General features: G+C 62.2%; 19 protein-coding genes. 12 read left to right on the top strand and 7 right to left on the bottom strand.

Annotated features, from left to right (window positions below; translation table 11 throughout):
* The first annotated feature begins 1 nt into the window (after position 1).
* Positions 2-388, top strand: coding sequence for a hypothetical protein (locus tag ACT89O_RS17760; RefSeq protein WP_487260736.1), 387 nt, complete (start codon positions 2-4; stop codon positions 386-388).
* Positions 389-480: 92 nt separating this feature from the next.
* Here the strand turns inward: ACT89O_RS17760 and dnaB are convergent, their stop codons facing one another.
* The 5 genes from dnaB to rpsF all read right to left on the bottom strand — a co-directional run bounded on the left by dnaB (position 481) and on the right by rpsF (position 3,540).
* Positions 481-1,896 (bottom strand): replicative DNA helicase, encoded by a 1,416-nt coding sequence (gene dnaB / locus ACT89O_RS17765; protein WP_487260737.1) that lies wholly within the window; start codon positions 1,894-1,896, stop codon positions 481-483.
* 167 nt (positions 1,897-2,063) lie between these two features.
* Positions 2,064-2,516, bottom strand: a complete 453-nt coding sequence (gene rplI / locus ACT89O_RS17770) for a 50S ribosomal protein L9 (RefSeq protein WP_055399385.1) — start codon at positions 2,514-2,516, stop codon at positions 2,064-2,066.
* A 12-nt stretch (positions 2,517-2,528) separates the two neighbouring features.
* Entirely contained in the window at positions 2,529-2,810 is a 282-nt protein-coding gene (rpsR, locus tag ACT89O_RS17775; RefSeq protein ID WP_005795932.1) for a 30S ribosomal protein S18, read from the bottom strand.
* A 17-nt stretch (positions 2,811-2,827) separates the two neighbouring features.
* Entirely contained in the window at positions 2,828-3,118 is a 291-nt protein-coding gene (priB, locus tag ACT89O_RS17780) for a primosomal replication protein N (RefSeq protein WP_121420739.1), read from the bottom strand.
* A gap of 14 nt (positions 3,119-3,132) precedes the next feature.
* Entirely contained in the window at positions 3,133-3,540 is a 408-nt protein-coding gene (gene rpsF / locus ACT89O_RS17785; protein ID WP_055399389.1) for a 30S ribosomal protein S6, read from the bottom strand.
* 304 nt (positions 3,541-3,844) lie between these two features.
* On the opposite strand from rpsF, the gene grpE reads away from it, so the two are divergent.
* The 9 genes from grpE (at position 3,845) to leuB (ending at position 13,697) form a co-directional block, all read left to right on the top strand.
* Entirely contained in the window at positions 3,845-4,396 is a 552-nt protein-coding gene (gene grpE / locus ACT89O_RS17790) for a nucleotide exchange factor GrpE (protein ID WP_487260738.1), read from the top strand.
* Between the two features lie 93 nt (positions 4,397-4,489).
* Positions 4,490-6,442: a molecular chaperone DnaK gene (dnaK, locus tag ACT89O_RS17795; protein WP_487260739.1), complete on the top strand. Its 1,953-nt coding sequence runs from the start codon at positions 4,490-4,492 to the stop codon at positions 6,440-6,442.
* An 86-nt stretch (positions 6,443-6,528) separates the two neighbouring features.
* Positions 6,529-7,674: a molecular chaperone DnaJ gene (gene dnaJ, locus ACT89O_RS17800; RefSeq protein ID WP_055399485.1), complete on the top strand. Its 1,146-nt coding sequence runs from the start codon at positions 6,529-6,531 to the stop codon at positions 7,672-7,674.
* Positions 7,675-7,827: 153 nt separating this feature from the next.
* The gene (locus ACT89O_RS17805) at positions 7,828-9,192 is read left to right on the top strand and encodes an MBL fold metallo-hydrolase (protein ID WP_487260740.1); all 1,365 of its coding nucleotides are present in this window, start codon (positions 7,828-7,830) and stop codon (positions 9,190-9,192) included.
* A 136-nt stretch (positions 9,193-9,328) separates the two neighbouring features.
* Positions 9,329-10,285 (top strand): LysR family transcriptional regulator, encoded by a 957-nt coding sequence (locus ACT89O_RS17810; protein ID WP_487260741.1) that lies wholly within the window; start codon positions 9,329-9,331, stop codon positions 10,283-10,285.
* 22 nt (positions 10,286-10,307) lie between these two features.
* Positions 10,308-11,729: a 3-isopropylmalate dehydratase large subunit gene (gene leuC / locus ACT89O_RS17815; RefSeq protein WP_487260742.1), complete on the top strand. Its 1,422-nt coding sequence runs from the start codon at positions 10,308-10,310 to the stop codon at positions 11,727-11,729.
* An 11-nt stretch (positions 11,730-11,740) separates the two neighbouring features.
* Positions 11,741-11,872 carry an entericidin A/B family lipoprotein gene (locus tag ACT89O_RS17820; RefSeq protein ID WP_055399399.1) on the top strand — a complete coding sequence of 44 codons (132 nt, stop codon included), beginning with the start codon at positions 11,741-11,743 and terminating at the stop codon, positions 11,870-11,872.
* 10 nt (positions 11,873-11,882) lie between these two features.
* Positions 11,883-12,533, top strand: coding sequence for a 3-isopropylmalate dehydratase small subunit (gene leuD / locus ACT89O_RS17825; protein ID WP_487260743.1), 651 nt, complete (start codon positions 11,883-11,885; stop codon positions 12,531-12,533).
* Positions 12,534-12,623: 90 nt separating this feature from the next.
* Entirely contained in the window at positions 12,624-13,697 is a 1,074-nt protein-coding gene (leuB, locus tag ACT89O_RS17830) for a 3-isopropylmalate dehydrogenase (protein ID WP_487260744.1), read from the top strand.
* A gap of 83 nt (positions 13,698-13,780) precedes the next feature.
* Here the strand turns inward: leuB and ACT89O_RS17835 are convergent, their stop codons facing one another.
* The gene (locus tag ACT89O_RS17835; RefSeq protein ID WP_487260745.1) at positions 13,781-14,455 is read right to left on the bottom strand and encodes a dihydrodipicolinate reductase; all 675 of its coding nucleotides are present in this window, start codon (positions 14,453-14,455) and stop codon (positions 13,781-13,783) included.
* 247 nt (positions 14,456-14,702) lie between these two features.
* Here ACT89O_RS17835 and ACT89O_RS17840 point away from each other — a divergent pair, with 247 nt between their 5' ends.
* Complete coding sequence (locus ACT89O_RS17840; protein ID WP_487260746.1) at positions 14,703-14,921, top strand: hypothetical protein; 219 nt, start codon at positions 14,703-14,705, stop codon at positions 14,919-14,921.
* 322 nt (positions 14,922-15,243) lie between these two features.
* Here the strand turns inward: ACT89O_RS17840 and ACT89O_RS17845 are convergent, their stop codons facing one another.
* A complete protein-coding gene (locus ACT89O_RS17845; protein ID WP_218300566.1) occupies positions 15,244-15,795 on the bottom strand; it encodes a hypothetical protein in 552 nt (183 codons plus the stop codon).
* Positions 15,796-16,134: 339 nt separating this feature from the next.
* Here ACT89O_RS17845 and asd point away from each other — a divergent pair, with 339 nt between their 5' ends.
* The gene (gene asd, locus ACT89O_RS17850; protein ID WP_487260747.1) at positions 16,135-17,265 is read left to right on the top strand and encodes an aspartate-semialdehyde dehydrogenase; all 1,131 of its coding nucleotides are present in this window, start codon (positions 16,135-16,137) and stop codon (positions 17,263-17,265) included.
* Positions 17,266-17,401 lie beyond the last annotated feature (136 nt).

Here is a 17,401-nt window from a genome sequence, read left to right on the forward strand (position 1 = left end):
GTTGGCTGCAGGCTGGGTTGCAGCACTGAAGCTGGTGCCCTGGGGCGACGTCATCGAGGCGACGCCCCAGATTCTCCAGGCGGCCAAGAAGCTGCTGAGCACCACCCGAAAAGGGAAGGCTGAAGCTGCTGCAGGAGCACTCGAAGGCGCTGGGGGCGAACCCGCCATTCCCGTGGCCTTGCAGCTGCAACATCTGCGCGAGCGGGTGGCAATGCTGGAGCAGGAGCAACAGGAATCCGCCGTGCTGATCCAGTCACTGGCCGAACAGAATGCCCAAGTGGTGCAGGCGGTAGAAGTGCTGCGCCAACGCCAGCAACGGCTCACTGTGGCTGTGGGTGTTCTTGCCGTGGGATGTGCGGGTTTGCTGGTGTGGGTGCTGCGACCCTAACGGAACTCCGACCAACACCATCTGCCCCGGCCAAAAAATCCTAAATTGATAGCTACTTGCGCTTACCCAATAAGCGCTAGTGGCTATTTTTATTAGAAATCGTCGCCCGAACCCATCGCCAGGTTCTCGAAGCGCGTCTGGTTCTTCTGGAAGAACAGCTTCACGGTACCCGTGGGGCCGTTCCGCTGCTTGCCGATGATGACCTCGGCCACGTTGGGCTCCTTGGAGTCCTTGTTGTAGTAGTCGTCGCGGTAGATGAACATGATGATGTCGGCATCCTGCTCGATAGCGCCCGACTCGCGCAGGTCGGACATCATGGGGCGCTTGTCGGTGCGCTGCTCCACCGAGCGGTTGAGCTGAGACAGCGCGATCACCGGGCACTGCAGTTCCTTGGCCAGCATCTTGAGGCCCCGGGAAATTTCACCCAGCTCGGTCGCCCGGTTGTCCGAACTGGCCGCCGAACCAGAGCCGCTCATCAGCTGCAAATAGTCGACCACGATCAGGCCCAGCTTGCCGCACTGGCGCGCCAGGCGCCGCGCGTTGGCGCGCAATTCGCCGGGCGTGAGGCCCGGGGTCTCATCAATGTGCAGCGAGACGGTGCGCAGTTTTTCAATCGCCTCGGTCAGGCGCGGCCACTCGTCATCGGTGAGCTTGCCGGTGCGCAGATTGCCCTGGTTCACCCGGCCAATCGAACCCACGATACGCACCGCCAGCTGGGCGGCGCCCATTTCCATCGAGAAGATGGCGACCGGCAGGCCCTCATTGAGCGCCACGTGCTCGGCAATGTTCACCGCGAACGAGGTCTTGCCCATGGAGGGGCGCGCTGCCAGCACCACCATGTCGCCCGCCTGCAGACCTGAGGTCATGCGGTCCAGGTCCGCAAAGCCTGTGGGCACACCCGTCACATCCACAGGGTTGTCTGCCATCTCCTGCACGCGATCGAGCAGGTCGATCACCAGCGTATCCAGCGACTGGAAACCCTGCTTGGTACGCGAGCCTTCCTCGCCAATGGCAAAAATCTTGGACTCGGCCTCGTCCAGAATCCGTTCGACCGTCTTGCCTTGCGGGTTGAACGCGTTGGTGGAAATTTCGTCGCTGGCCGTGACCAGCTTGCGCAGGATGGCACGCTCGCGCACGATTTCCGCATAACGGCGGATGTTGCTGGCGCTGGGTACGTATTGCGCCAGATTGTTCAGATAGGCCAGCCCGCCCATCTCTTGCACTTTGCCCAGGTTCTGCAGGTGCTCGAACACGGTGATCACGTCGGCCGGCTTGCTGGCGTTGATCAGTGAGCCGATGGCCGAGTAGATCATCTGGTGCTCATGGCGGTAGAAATGGCTTTCTACCAGCAGGTCGCCCACGCGGTCCCAGGCGTTGTTGTCCAGCAGCAACCCTCCCAGCACGCTGGACTCCGCTTCTATCGAGTGCGGCGGCACGCGCAACTGGGCGATTTCACGGTCGGGCACCGGCGTGAAGCCATCGTCAAGGGGCGGAAAAACAGCAGACATGGAATCCTCGGAGCTAACCCGGCATGCTAGCGCCCGTGCGGCGCGCCGTCATGGCACAAGTCTGTGGATAAAGTTGGGGCAACCAGTGGGTAACCATGTACAAACCAGAGCCGCACAAAAACAAAAGCCGCCCGAAGGCGGCTTTGCGTGAAACACCGAAGTGAATCTCAGGCGGTTTCGCCGTAGACCGACACGGTCACGTCCACCACCACATCGGTGTGCAGAGCCACACTGACAGTGCTTTCGCTCACGACCTTGATTGGGCCGTTGGGCAGGCGGATTTGCGACTTGGCAACCTTGTAGCCTTGCTTGCTCAGCTCTTCGGCGATGTCGTGGTTGGTCACGGAACCAAACAGACGACCGTCCACGCCAGCCTTTTGCGTCAGCTTGACGGTGGTGCCAGCCAGCTTTTCGCCTTGGGCTTGAGCTTCTGCCAGCTTGGCAGCTGCGGCCTTTTCGAGTTCAGCGCGCTTGGCTTCGAACTCTGCCTTGGCGGCTTCCGTGGCGCGACGGGCGCGGCCAGCGGGGATCAGGAAGTTGCGGGCGTAGCCGTCTTTAACCTTGACGATTTCACCGAGGTTGCCGAGGTTCACAACCTTGTCGAGCAGGATGATTTGCATGGGTTGTGCTCCTTAGATCTTGTGCTGGTCGCTGTAAGGCACCAAGGCCAGGAAGCGAGCGCGCTTGATGGCGGTGTTCAGCTGACGCTGGAAGATGGCGCGCGTGCCGGTCAGGCGTGCGGGGATGATCTTGCCGTTTTCGGCGATGAAGTCGCGCAGCGTATCGACATCCTTGTAGTCGATTTCTTCAACACCGGTCACCGTGAAGCGGCAAAAGCGCTTGCGCTTGAACAGCAGGGACTGGGTGTTGCGCTTTGGGCGCTTGTCTTTGTTGAACTTCTTGAACGTGGCCATTGCGGACCCCTTGAAAATTAATTTTGTTGAATATCCTGGATGTGCAGTACTGCGGTCTTGCCATTGCGCGGGTTGGCCAGAAATCCATGGAAAGTCCAGAGACTTCCGATGTTCTGCCGTGCCAGTCGCTCGGCCATCGCTCCAAAGGCAATGGCTTTCATGGCAGCCTTGACTTCGCGGGGGTGGCCTGCCTCGGTTTGCTGGGACTCGTGCTCGAGGCGCAGCGTAAGGGCAGGCAATCCGGCGGGCGTGTAGCGCAGGGGTTCAGCCTCTGCGATACATGCGGTCAAGGCGACGCGGTTCTCCACTCCAACGGGCTAGATCAGCGCTCGGCGCGATCTGGGCGCTCGCCGCGCTCACCACCGGCCGCTGCATATTCAGCTTGGCTGGCCTTGCGGGCTTCTTCGCGCTCGACGGTCTTCATCATGGAAGATGGGCCCGTATCGGCCTTCTTCTTCTGAACCGTCAGGTGGCGCAGCACGGCGTCGTTGAACTTGAAGGCGTGCTCCAGTTCAGCCATCACGGCCTGATCGGCTTCGATGTTCACGCACAGGTAATGGGCCTTGGCCAGCTTGTTGATCAGGTACGCCAGTTGACGGCGGCCCCAGTCTTCCACGCGGTGCACCTTCCCACCGCCAGCGGTGATCATGCCCTTGTAGCGCTCCAGCATGGCTGGCACTTGCTCGCTTTGATCCGGATGGATCAACAAAATGATTTCGTAATGACGCATGCATACTCCTTTTGGGTAAGACCACCCACTGCGTCTTGAAGTGGTGTGGCAAGGGAAAGCCTGCGATTATAGCCCGGCCTGCGTCGCTTGTACACTCAGTGCTTCGCCGTCCCTGTCCAGGCGTACAAAAAGATGGCATAGATGTCTCCAGCCCCTTGCAAAACCAGTGGCTGGGCCGACATGCAATACAACAATCCGCGATGCATACGGGGCCCGAGAGACCATACCCATGGTGCAGACCTTGATTTGTGGTGTCACGCCCCCAGATCCCGCGCGTACCGTTCATTTACTTCCAGACCAAGACATGTCCGACACCAGCCAAACCACCCCCGCACAGAGCGCCCCCGCCCCCGAAGAAGTCGAAGCCGCCATGGCTGCCCACGCCTCTGACGAGCTGGCACGCCTGCAGGGCGAGTTGGCCGAGCTCAAGGCCAAAAGCGCTGATCTGGCCGACCAGTTCCTGCGCGCCAAGGCCGAGGCCGAGAACGCCCGCCGCCGCGCCGAAGACGAGGTTTCCAAGGCCCGCAAATTCGGTATCGAGAGCTTTGCCGAGAGCCTGCTGCCCGTGGCTGACAGCCTGGATGCCGCCCTGGCCATCAAGGAAGCCACGCCCCAGCAGCTGCGCGAAGGCGCCGACGCCACCCTGCGCCAGCTGACGTCGGCACTGGAGCGCAACAAGGTGATTGCCATCAACCCGGCCGCTGGCGTCAAGTTCGATCCGCACCAGCACCAGGCCATCAGCGTGGTACCTGCCGAGCAGGAAGCCAACACCGTGGTGGCTGTGCTGCAAAAGGGCTATGTGATCGCCGAGCGCGTGCTGCGTCCGGCCCTGGTCACGGTGACGGCTCCCAAGTAAGCCTCAAAAAAATCGACCCGGAAGACTTGAACCACACCAAGTTATCCACAAGTTACTAGCCATCCAAACCATTCAAGCATTCGGAGAAAAATCATGGGAAGAATCATCGGCATTGACCTGGGTACGACCAACAGCTGCGTCTCCATCATGGAGGGCAACACGACCCGCGTGATCGAAAACAGCGAAGGAGCACGCACCACGCCCTCCATCGTGGCCTACCAGGAAGACGGCGAGATCCTCGTCGGTGCCTCGGCCAAGCGCCAGGCCGTGACCAACCCCAAGAACACGCTGTACGCCGTCAAGCGCCTGATCGGCCGCAAGTTCACCGAAAAAGAAGTACAAAAGGACATCGACCTGATGCCCTACAAGATCGTGGCCGCCGACAACGGCGACGCATGGATCGAAGTGCGCGGCAACAAGCTGTCGGCCCAGCAAGTGTCTGCCGACATCCTGCGCAAGATGAAGAAGACGGCTGAAGACTACCTGGGCGAGCCCGTGACGGAAGCCGTCATCACCGTGCCCGCGTACTTCAACGACGCACAGCGCCAGGCCACCAAGGACGCTGGCCGCATTGCGGGCCTGGACGTCAAGCGCATCATCAACGAGCCTACCGCCGCGGCCCTGGCCTTCGGCCTGGACAAGCAGGAAAAGGGCGACCGCAAGATCGCGGTGTATGACCTGGGTGGAGGCACGTTCGACGTGTCCATCATCGAAATCGCCGACGTGGACGGCGAAAAGCAGTTCGAAGTGCTGTCGACCAACGGCGACACCTTCCTGGGCGGCGAAGACTTCGACCAGCGCATCATCGACTTCATCATTGACGAGTTCAAGAAGGAGTCGGGCGTCAACCTCAAGAATGACGTGCTGGCCCTGCAGCGCCTGAAGGAAGCGGCCGAGAAAGCCAAGATCGAACTGTCGAACTCGGCCTCGACAGACATCAACCTGCCCTACATCACGGCAGACGCATCGGGCCCCAAGCACCTGAACATCAAGCTGACCCGCGCCAAGCTGGAACAACTGGTGGAGGAGCTGATCGAGCGCACCATCGCTCCTTGCCGCATGGCCATCAAGGACGCTGGCGTGTCGGTGTCTGACATCCATGACGTGATCCTGGTCGGCGGCATGACCCGGATGCCCAAGGTGCAGGAAAAGGTCAAGGAATTCTTCGGCAAGGACCCCCGCAAGGACGTGAACCCTGATGAAGCCGTGGCCGTGGGCGCCGCCATCCAGGGCCAGGTGCTGTCGGGTGACCGCAAAGACGTGCTGCTGCTGGACGTGACACCCCTGTCGCTGGGTATCGAAACCCTGGGCGGTGTCATGACCAAGATGATCACGAAGAACACGACCATCCCGACGAAGTTCGCACAGACCTTCTCAACGGCCGATGACAACCAGCCTGCCGTGACCATCAAGGTCTACCAGGGCGAGCGCGAAATCGCTACCGGCAACAAGCTGCTGGGCGAATTCAACCTGGAAGGCATTCCACCGGCAGCCCGCGGCGTTCCGCAGATCGAAGTGTCGTTCGACATCGACGCCAACGGCATCTTGCACGTGGGCGCCAAGGACAAAGGCACGGGCAAGGAAAACAAGATCACCATCAAGGCCAACTCGGGCCTGTCGGAAGAAGAAATCCAGCAGATGGTGAAGGACGCCGAGCTGAACGCAGCCGACGACAAGAAGAAGCTGGAGCTGGTGCAAGCCCGCAACCAGGGTGAAGCCGCCGTGCACAGCGTGAACAAGAGCCTGGCCGAACACAGCGACAAGCTCGACGCAGGTGAAAAAGACGCGATCACTGCCGCAGTCAAGGCGCTGGAAGAAGCCTTGAAGGGCGAAGACAAGGCCGCGATTGACGAAAAGACCACGGCGCTGATGGCTGCCAGCCAGAAGCTGGGCGAAAAGATGTACGCCGAGTCCCAGGCAGCGCAAGCTGCTCAGGCAGCCGGGGGTGCTGAGGCCGCAGGCGCGTCGGCTGGCGGCGCGTCCGCCAAGCCCGCAGACGACGACAACGTCGTCGATGCCGAGGTGAAGGAAGTCAAGAAGGGCTGAGCACGCCGCCGTTGACCCCAGCCGCCGCGCGGGGCCCTTGACGGGGCTTGCGCGGCGTTCCTGTTCCAACCGGGCTCAGAATGACCATGTCCAAAAGAGACTTTTACGAAATCCTGGGCGTTCCCAAGAACGCCTCGGACGAAGAAATCAAGAAGGCCTATCGCAAGCTGGCGATGAAGCACCACCCCGACCGCAACCAGGGTGACGCAGCCAAGCCTGCCGAAGAGAAGTTCAAGGAGGCCAAGGAGGCCTACGAGATGCTCTCCGACCCGCAAAAACGCGCGGCCTACGACCAGTACGGCCACGCCGGGGTGGACCCCAACATGCGCGGCCCCGGCGGCGCGGGGGCGGAGGGCTTTGGTGGTTTTGCCGAGGCCTTTGGCGACATCTTCGGCGACATGTTTGGCCAGCAGGGCGGGCGTGGGCGCGGTGCCGGCGGCCGACAGGTGTACCGGGGCAGCGACCTCAGCTACGCCATGGAGATCACGCTGGAAGAAGCCGCGCGCGGCAAGGATGCGCAGATCCGCATCCCCTCGTGGGAGAGCTGCGACACCTGCCACGGCAGCGGTGCCAAGCCCGGCACCAGTGCCAAGACCTGTGGCACCTGCCAGGGCGCAGGCACGGTACAGATGCGCCAGGGCTTCTTCAGCGTGCAGCAGACCTGCCCCCACTGCCGCGGCACGGGCAAGATCATTCCCGAGCCGTGCACCACCTGCCACGGTCAGGGCAAGCTCAAGAAGCAAAAGACGCTGGAAGTGAAGATCCCTGCGGGCATCGACGACGGCATGCGCATCCGCTCCACCGGCAACGGCGAGCCGGGCACCAACGGCGGCCCGCCGGGTGACCTGTACATCGAAATCCGCCTGAAGAAACACGACATCTTCGAGCGCGATGGCGACGACCTGCACTGCCAGGTGCCTGTGAGCTTCATCACGGCAGCACTCGGCGGCGAGATCGAAGTGCCCACGCTGGCTGGCAAGGCAGCGATCGACATTCCTGAAGGCACCCAGGCCGGCAAGCAGTTCCGCCTGCGTGGCAAGGGCATCAAGGGCGTGCGTGCCAGCTACCCGGGCGATCTGTACTGCCACATCGCAGTCGAGACACCCGTCAAGCTGACCGAGCACCAGCGCAAGCTGCTGCGCGAACTGGAAGATTCGCTCAAGAAGGGCGGCGCCCGCCACTCGCCCAGCGGCGAGAGTTGGACGGACCGGCTGAAGAACTTCTTCAGCTGACCGCGCACCGGCATCCCATCGAAAACCGCTTGTGGCCTTTTGGCCCAGGCGGTTTTTTCTTGACGCAGGGCAAGAAACTCCCTTAGGCCCGTGCGATGCACGCACAGCGCAGTAGGATGGGTCGCATCGATGATCACCCGGGAGCTTGGGCACATGAACGTCAACATCACCTTCCTGGGCGGCTCCGGCACGGTCACCGGCTCCAAGTACCTGGTGCGTTACAACGGCAAGAGCCTCCTGGTCGATTGCGGCCTGTTCCAGGGCTACAAGCAGTTGCGCCTGCGCAACTGGCAGCCTCTGCCCGTCACGCCGCACCAGATCGACGCCGTGGTGCTGACCCATGCCCACCTGGATCACAGCGGCTACCTGCCGCTGCTGGCGCGCGACGGCTACACCGACGCCATCCACTGCACACCGGGCACACGCGACCTGTGCACCATCCTGCTGCCCGACAGCGGGCACCTGCAGGAAGAAGACGCGGCCTTTCTCAACCGCCACCAGCTCAGCAGCCACAGCCCCGCCCTGCCCCTGTACACCCGGCTCGACGCGCTGCACTGCCTCAAGCAGTTCCAGATCCACCCATTTCACAAGGCGTTTGAGCCCCTGCCCGGCTGGCGTGTGACGTTTTCGCCCGCAGGCCACATCCTTGGTGCAGCCAGCGTGCTGCTGGAGGTGGGAGGCAGGCGCATTCTGTTTTCGGGCGACCTGGGGCGGCCCGATGACCTGCTCATGAACCCGCCTGACGCGCCGCCCCAGGCCGACACCGTGCTCATCGAGTCCACCTACGGCGACCGCGAGCACCCGCCCGAAGGCCCGCTCGATGAACTGGGCCCCGCCCTGCAGCGCCTGGCAGCGCGTGGCGGTATTGCCGTGGTGCCGGTGTTTGCCGTGGGGCGTGCGCAGGTCGTGCTGCACGCGATTGGCCTGCTCAAGGCGCAGGGTGTGGTGCCCGCATCGCTCAAGGTGTTTCTGGACAGCCCCATGGCCGTCAGTACCACGGGGCTGTTCCAGCACCACATGCAGGAACACCGCCTGAGCGGCCGCGAGGTGCAGGCACTGGAGCATGGCGCCACCATGGTCCAGACGCCAGAGCAATCCAAGGGGCTGGCCAAGCTTCATGGCCCCATGGTCATCCTGTCGGCCAGCGGCATGGCCACCGGGGGGCGCGTGCTGCACCACCTGGCACTGCACGCAGGCGACCACCGCAACATGATCATCCTGACCGGCCACCAGGCCCCAGGCACCCGTGGTGCGCGGCTGGCAGAGGGCGAAAAAACCATCCGTATCCACGGCCAGGACGTGGCCGTGCGGGCCGAGGTGGTTCGGCTGTCCTCTGCATCAGCCCATGCAGACGGCAACCAGCTCATCGCCTGGCTGCGCAGCATGGGGCACGCGCCGGACAAGGTGTACGTGGTGCATGGTGAAATGGGCGCGGCCGATCTGCTGCGTCAGCGCATTGAACATGAGCTGCGCTGGCGTGCCGCTGTGCCAGAGCACGCCAGCACCTGCACCGCCTGAGCGACGGTAGCTTTCTGGGCCTCAGCGGTTCTACCCTCGCGCAGAAGGGCAGTGCCGCCATCGCGTATCGCGATGTCAAAGCGGTAATAATGGGGAGAAAATAGGCAACCTTCTCATTTCGAGAAGCTAAAACCCCATGAAAAGCTCCGAGCGCAGTTTTGCGCGCCGTATCGACCTAACCTCGCTGCAACTGTTTGTGGCGGTGTGCGAGCTCGGCAGCATTGGCCGCGCGGCTGAGCGCGAATTCATTGCGGCATCGGCCGTCAGCAAGCGCCTGTCGGACCTGGAAACCGCCGTGGACACCGCCCTGCTCTACCGCCACAGCCGGGGCGTCACGCTCACACCCGCAGGCGAGAGCCTGCTGCACCATGCGCGCACCGTGCTGTTTGGCCTCGAACGCATGCAGGGCGAGTTGAGCGAATACGCCGACGGCGTGCGCGGCCATGTCCGCATGCACGCCAACATCTCGGCCATCTTCCAGTTCCTGCCCGAAGACCTGGGCGCCTTTGCGCGCGAGCACAGCCAGATCAAGATCGACCTGCAGGAGCACCTCTCCAGCGACGTGCTGCATGCCGTGCAGGAGGGCGCCGCCGACCTGGGCATCTGCAACATCGGCATGGCCAGTGGCAACGGTGCCCTGGAATTGCAAAGCCGCCCTTACCGCGCCGACAATCTGGTGCTCGTTGTACCCCTGGCGCACGGCCTGTCTGCGCTGGACGCTATCAATTTTGAAGAAGTTCTGGACTGGGACATCGTGGGCCTGCATGCCAACAGCAGCATCAGCCTGGCCATGCGCGCCGCCGCCGCCGCCGCCGGGCGCCCGCTGCGACAGCGCATCCAGGTCACAGGGCTCGATGCCATGTGCCGCATGATCGACAACGGACTGGGCGTGGGCCTGCTGCCCGACCGGGCATTTGCGCTGATGCGCGGCGTGGGCAACCTGCAAGCCATCCCGCTGACCGATGCCTGGGCCCACCGCGAGCTGCGCGTGGTGGCTCGCGACTTCGACGCCCTGCCCGTCACGGCCCGTTTGCTGGTGGAACACCTGTCACCCCGGCCAGACCCCGACACTAAAATCCAATCACCCACCTGAAAAGCAGAAAGAAAGCCACGCCATGGGACGCACCCTGTACGACAAGATCTGGGACGAGCATGTCGTCCACACCGAAGAGGACGGCACCTCCATCCTCTACATCGACCGCCATCTGGTGCACGAGGTGACCAGCCCCCAGGCGTTTGAAGGCCTGCGCGAGGCGGGCCGCAAGGTCTGGCGCATGAGTTCCATCGTGGCCACCGCCGACCACAACACGCCCACCACGGGCTGGGAAAACGGCTACGACGGCATCACCGACCCCATCAGCAAAGAGCAGATCACCACGCTGAACGACAACATGGCGCAGATCTCTCCCGCTGCGTTCTTCCCCTTCATGCACAAGCGCCAGGGCATCGTGCACGTCATCGGCCCTGAAAACGGTGCCACCCTGCCCGGCATGACGGTGGTGTGCGGCGACAGCCATACCAGCACGCACGGCGCGTTCGGCGCACTGGCCCACGGCATCGGCACCTCCGAGGTCGAGCACGTGATGGCCACACAGACGCTGCTGGCCAAGAAGGCCAAGAACATGCTGGTGCAGGTGGACGGCACGCTCGCCAAGGGCGTGACGCCCAAGGACGTGGTGCTGGCCATCATCGGCAAGATCGGCACGGCCGGCGGCACCGGCTACACCATCGAATTTGCAGGCTCCGTCTTCCGCGCGATGAGCATGGAAGGCCGCATGACCGTGTGCAACATGGCCATCGAAGGCGGCGCGCGCGCTGGCCTGGTGGCGGTGGACGACAAGACCATTGAATACGTCAGGGGCCGCCCCCTGTCGCCCACGGGCGTCGAATGGGACCAGGCCGTGGCGTACTGGAAGACGCTGCACTCCGATGCCGACGCGAAGTTCGACACCGTGGTGAAGCTCGACGCCTCCGACATCGTGCCGCAAGTCACCTGGGGCACCTCGCCCGAGATGGTGCTGGGCGTGGATGCCCGCGTGCCGGACCCCGACAAGGAAAAGGATGCCAACAAGCGCGGCGCCATCGAGCGCGCCTTGACCTACATGGGCCTGCAGCCCGGCAAGGCGATCAACGACATCACCATCGACAAGGTGTTCATCGGCAGTTGCACCAACAGCCGCATCGAAGACATGCGCGAAGCCGCCGCCTTGGTCAAGAACCTGGGCCGCAAGGTGGCCAGCAACGTGAAGCTGGCCATGGTGGTTCCCGGCTCGGGCCTCGTCAAAGAGCAGGCCGAGCGCGAAGGCCTGGACAAGATTTTTGTGGCCGCAGGCTTTGAGTGGCGCGAGCCCGGCTGCAGCATGTGCCTGGCCATGAACGCCGACCGCCTGGAGCCGGGCGAGCGCTGCGCATCCACCAGCAACCGCAACTTCGAAGGCCGCCAGGGCGCTGGTGGCCGCACCCATCTCGTCAGCCCCGCCATGGCAGCCGCCGCCGCCGTGCACGGTCATTTTGTGGACATTCGCCAATTCGCCTGAAGGAGCCCGCCATGAAGAAAATCGCCGCCATCCTCATCGCACTGTCTGCCGCCTTGCTGCTGGGCGGGTGCAACACCGTCAAGGGCGTAGGCCAGGACGTTCAACGGGCAGGGGGCGCACTCGAACGCGCCGCCAACAAGTAACAAGGCACCCATGCAGAAATTCACCTTACTCAAGGGCCTGGTGGCCCCGATGGACCGCGAGAACGTCGATACCGACGCGATCATCCCCAAGCAGTTTCTGAAGTCGATCAAGAAGACCGGCTTTGGCGTGAACCTGTTTGACGAATGGCGCTACCTGGACCACGGCGAGCCGGGCCAGGACCCGGCCCGCCGCAAGCCCAACCCCGACTTCGTGCTGAACCAGCCGCGCTATGCAGGCGCCTCCATCCTGCTGGCACGCAAGAACTTCGGCTGCGGCTCCAGCCGCGAACACGCGCCCTGGGCACTGGACCAGTTCGGCTTTCGCGCCGTGATCGCGCCGAGTTTTGCGGACATCTTCTTCAACAACTGCTTCAAGAACGGCCTGCTGCCTATCGTGCTGCCCGAGGCAACGGTGGCCCAGCTGTTCGATGAAGTGCACGCCTTCCCCGGCTACCAACTCACCATCGACCTGGAGCGCCAGGTCATCGTGCGTCCTCAGGGCGAAGAGATTCCGTTCGACGTGCAGGCCTTCCGCAAGTACTGCCTGCTCAACGGCTTCGACGACATCGGCCTGACCCTGCGCCAGTCCGACAAGATCAAGGCGTTTGAAGCGCAGCGCCTGGCGACCAAGCCCTGGCTTGCGCACACCATGGTGTCGTAAGACACCGCAGGCATCAAAAAATATCATTTAAATTAGCCTCTAGCGCTTTATCCATAAGCAGTAGCAGCTATCAAAATCAAAGCAAATTCAATGAAAATCGCAGTTCTGCCGGGTGACGGCATCGGTACCGAAATCGTCTCCGAAGCCGTGAAGGTTCTGGAAGCCCTGGACCTGAATTTCGAGATGGAATCTGCCCTGGTCGGCGGCGCCGCCTACGAGGTCCACGGCCACCCGCTGCCAGAATCCACCCTGAAGCTCGCCAAGGAAGCCGACGCCATCCTGTTCGGCGCTGTGGGCGACTGGAAGTACGACAAGCTCGACCGCCCCTTGCGCCCCGAGCAGGCCATCCTGGGCCTGCGCAAGAACCTGGGCCTGTTCGCCAACTTCCGCCCCGCCATCTGCTACGAGCAACTGGTGGGCGCATCGAGCCTCAAGCCCGAGCTGATCGCGGGCCTCGATATCCTCATCATCCGCGAGCTGACGGGCGACATCTACTTTGGCCAGCCGCGTGGTCGCCGCGTGGCCACCGATGGCCACTTCCCCGGTGCCGAGGAAGCCTTCGACACCATGCGCTACAGCCGCCCCGAGATCGAGCGCATCGCCCACGTCGCCTTCCAGGCCGCGCGCAAGCGCAACAAGAAGGTCACCAGCGTGGACAAGGCCAACGTGCTGGAAACCTTCCAGTTCTGGAAGGATGTGGTCACCGACGTGCACAAGGAATACCCCGACATCGAGCTGCAGCACATGTACGTGGACAACGCGGCCATGCAGCTGGTCAAGGCCCCCAAGGCGTTTGACGTGGTGGTGACCGGCAACATGTTCGGCGACATCCTGTCGGACGAAGCCTCCATGCTCACTGGCTCCATCGGCATGCTGCCCTCGGCCAGCCTGAACAGCAGCAACCAGGGCCTGTACGAACCCAGCCACGGCAGCGCCCCCGACATCGCCGGCAAGGGCGTGGCCAACCCATTGGCCACCATCCTGTCGGCCGCGATGATGCTGCGCTTCAGCCTGAATCAGGAAGCCGCCGCCCAGCGCATCGAAACCGCCGTGCAAAAGGTGCTGGCGCAGGGCCTGCGCACGCCCGATATCTACAGCGAAGGCACCACCAAGGTGGGTACGGCGCAGATGGGCGACGCGGTGGTGAAGGCGCTGACGGCCTGATCCCCCGCTCAGCGGTCACAAAAAAAAGCGCCGGACACTCCCGGCGCTTTTTTCTTGTGGATCCGTGGTACTGCCCGTACCGCCTACAGCCACCCGTTGTCGATGAATTCGATGATGGCGTAGCGCCGGTTCTCCAGCGGCCGCTCGCGCACGGCTGCCACGATGTGCGCAACGCCCTCTGCATACGGCGCATCGCCATAAACACGGGTTTCCAGCGTCACGCTGCAAGCCCCATCCTCTATCAGAACCTGGTGGTAGGCATGGCGGCCAAGATGTTCTGAGGGAATCTGCAGCACGCGCTGCTGAACCTCGGCATCGCGCACGGACCGGATATCACCGGGCACAAGACCCAGCGCCTGCGCCATGCTCACGGCCGTACCCGGCACCGACGACTTCTGAGCCTGGTGCGACTCGGTCAGCCCGATGCGATAGCCACGGAACAAATGCCCACTGCGCTCCAGCATGGCCATGAACTTGAGCATGAGAAGGTTGGTGTTGGGACACAGGACCACGGGAAAACCTACAGCCAGGTGTTCCAGCGCTGATCCCGTGGACAGCTCCACCAGCGCAGAGCACGTGGATTCACAGAACGCGCTCACCGCTTGCAGCTCCCGGCCCGAGCCTGCATGCACCACCACCGATTTTTCTGCAGGCAACCCCTCGGCGGCCCAGGGCACAACCTGGCCAGCGTCCCCAGAGGGCAGCGCCCCCAACAGCTCCCTGGCCAGTTTGCCAGACCCCACAACGATGACTTGCATTTTTCCACTCTCGATGAATCGCAGACAAAGCGATAGGCAGGACTGTAGTGCGGAGCAGACCATGGGCGGGGGCTCCACGCGAAGTCACTGGCATTTTTCCAATGTCTCGCGCAACGGTTCGTCCAAGGCTTGAGCGTGGCAGGGGCTTGTCGCGAATGAAACACAACCGAAAGACGTACTACCAGATGGCAATAGCACCAGACAGCGTGAACACCGAACGCAGGCGATAGCGGAGTTGGTGTGCGATATGCGTATTCGCCAACCCCGGCTGGGCACTCGCAAGCTGTGCCCCATGTTGCGCGAGCCGTTGGCGGGGCAGTGGAACGGGCTTGGGCTCGATGCGCTGTTTGACGTGCTGCGCGACGCAGGGATGCTAGTGCAGACGCGAGAGGTCTATCACAAGACCACTAATTACCACCACTGGTTTCGCCAGCATCTGAAACCTCTCAAGGCGCGCCATCAGTAAGTGCAGGTCACTACCATCGACCAGTAGTGGTGGCTGACGTCCTCTACCTTGTGACCGCCGAGAAGTTCGTCTACTTCAGCTTGGTCACGGATGCTTATTGCAGACCAATCCCGTGGCCCAAACCTAGAAAATGGTCTCGCGTGCGCGCCGAAGTGACAAACGCTTGGTGCGCGATTCGATCAGGGTCTACAACAACGAGGGACCCCGTTAATCGCTGAAAATGCAAACGCTCGATGCGGCGCATCGAGCATCCTTGATCGGCATCTGTCGGCTTGAATCGACATACCAGGTTTCAACCTCGCGCAGGACACCTAATACAACCCTACTTCGGTAATAACAGGGCCTTAAAGCGAGGATCAGTAACAGCCTTAGTAAGTGTTCCCTGCACGGCTGGCGCAAACGCGTCAGCAACGTTTTTGCAAGCACTCCAAGCATCCCAACTCGTGTCAAAACGATGGCTGTTTTCCACACGTAATGTCTGTCCATTGCTAGAAGTCAACGTCAAACCGATTTCCCAGCTCGCGGGGCTTACAGAACTAAACGTGAGCCTGTCGACCGTTCCACCAATGGAGACGGGCGCATTGCTTGCATACGCTTTTGCCAAAAATAGTTCCTCTTGAAGTGCTTCCTGAATAAACTGGGCAGCCGTTTTCCCCGAGCCAAACGAAACAGGACCATTCGCGCGACACCACGGACTCCCCTCTACGCCTGGAGCGGATACGAAATCAACAGTCTTCACTTTTGCACCAGCATCGCGAACATAATCTTCAATTGCCACAACGTTTTTTGTAGACGCCTTGTATTGCACTGGCGAGCTAGTGGTGGAACACCCAGCCACTAAAACAACCCCTACGAAACCAACTACAGCAGTCATTTGGCGTATCAATTCGAACCCCTTGAAATACTTAGAAACAGAAGGATATCACTGCTTCAGGACCGCATCGCTCTGAACAATAGTGAGAGTGAGCACACCGCGCTCTAAGGGGACAGGAGCGTTCGCACTGCTACAATGCCAACCCATGTTTGCCGCCCACACGTTCGCCCTGAACATTGCACCCGCCGCCACGGCCGGTGTGGCTGCGCGCGCAACCATCACCAAAACCACGACCATTAAGGGCTGACTCAGCCTGGTTCGTCGTGCGCCCTTCCTGGCCAGACGAGCCAGGCGAGCAGTCCGGTCTGGCACTGTTTCTTACTTAGAAAGGGCGTTGAAATGAGCAAGTTGGTAGGGTTGGTCGGCTGGCGCGGCATGGTCGGCTCGGTCCTGATGGACCGTATGGAACAAGAGAAGGACTTCGATCTGATCGAACCCATGTTCTTCTCCACCTCGAACGCAGGCGGCAAGGCCCCTGCCCAAACCAAGAACGAGACTGCACTGCAGGATGCGTTCAACATTGAGGCTCTCAAGCGCTGCGAAATCATCATCACCGCCCAGGGCGGTGACTACACCTCTGAAGTGTTCCCAAAGCTGCGCGCCGCCGGCTGGAACGGCCACTGGATCGATGCCGCCTCCACCCTGCGCATGGACAAGGACGCCGTGATCATTCTCGATCCGGTCAACATGCCCGTCATCAAGAACGCCCTGGCCAACGGCGGCAAGAACTGGATCGGCGGCAACTGCACCGTGAGCTGCATGCTGATGGGCGTGGGCGCTCTGTACAAGGCAGGTCTGGTGGAATGGATGAGCACCCAGACCTACCAGGCAGCATCAGGCGGCGGCGCGCAGCACATGCGCGAGCTGCTCACGCAGTACGGCACGCTGAACGCCGAAGTGCGCGCGCTGCTCGACGATCCCAAGAGCGCCATCCTGGAAATCGACCGCAAGGTCATCGCCAAGCAGCGCAGCCTGTCAGCCGCTGAAACTGCCAACTTCGGCGTACCGCTGGGCGGCTCGCTGATCCCCTGGATCGACAAGGACCTGGGCAACGGCATGTCCAAGGAAGAGTGGAAGGGCATGGCCGAGACCAACAAGATCCTGGGTATGGGCGAGGGCTTCAACGCCTCCGCCATTCCCGTCGATGGTTTCTGCGTGCGCGTGGGCGCCATGCGCTGCCACAGCCAGGCGCTGACGTTCAAACTCAAGAAGGATGTGCCCGTGGCCGACCTCGAAGCCATGATCGCCGCCGACAACCAGTGGGTCAAGGTGGTGCCCAACACCCGTGAAGCCACCATCCAGGACCTGACCCCCGTGGCGGTGACCGGCACCATGAACATCCCCGTGGGCCGCATCCGCAAGCTGGCCATGGGCCCTGAATATCTGGGCGCCTTCACCATTGGCGATCAGCTGCTCTGGGGCGCCGCCGAGCCCCTGCGCCGCATGCTGCGCATCTTGCTCGACGCCTAAGCCGGCAATCCCCAAAAAGCGCGCACGGCCCTCGCCGTGCGCGCTTTTTTACGCCCGGCACCTTGACACACTCAGTTACGCCACGTTGGCAATTGGCAACATTTGAATGCCCCAATCTGGTGCGTCTGAACCTCGC

The sequence above is a fragment of the Acidovorax sp. NN32 genome (assembly GCF_057597245.1).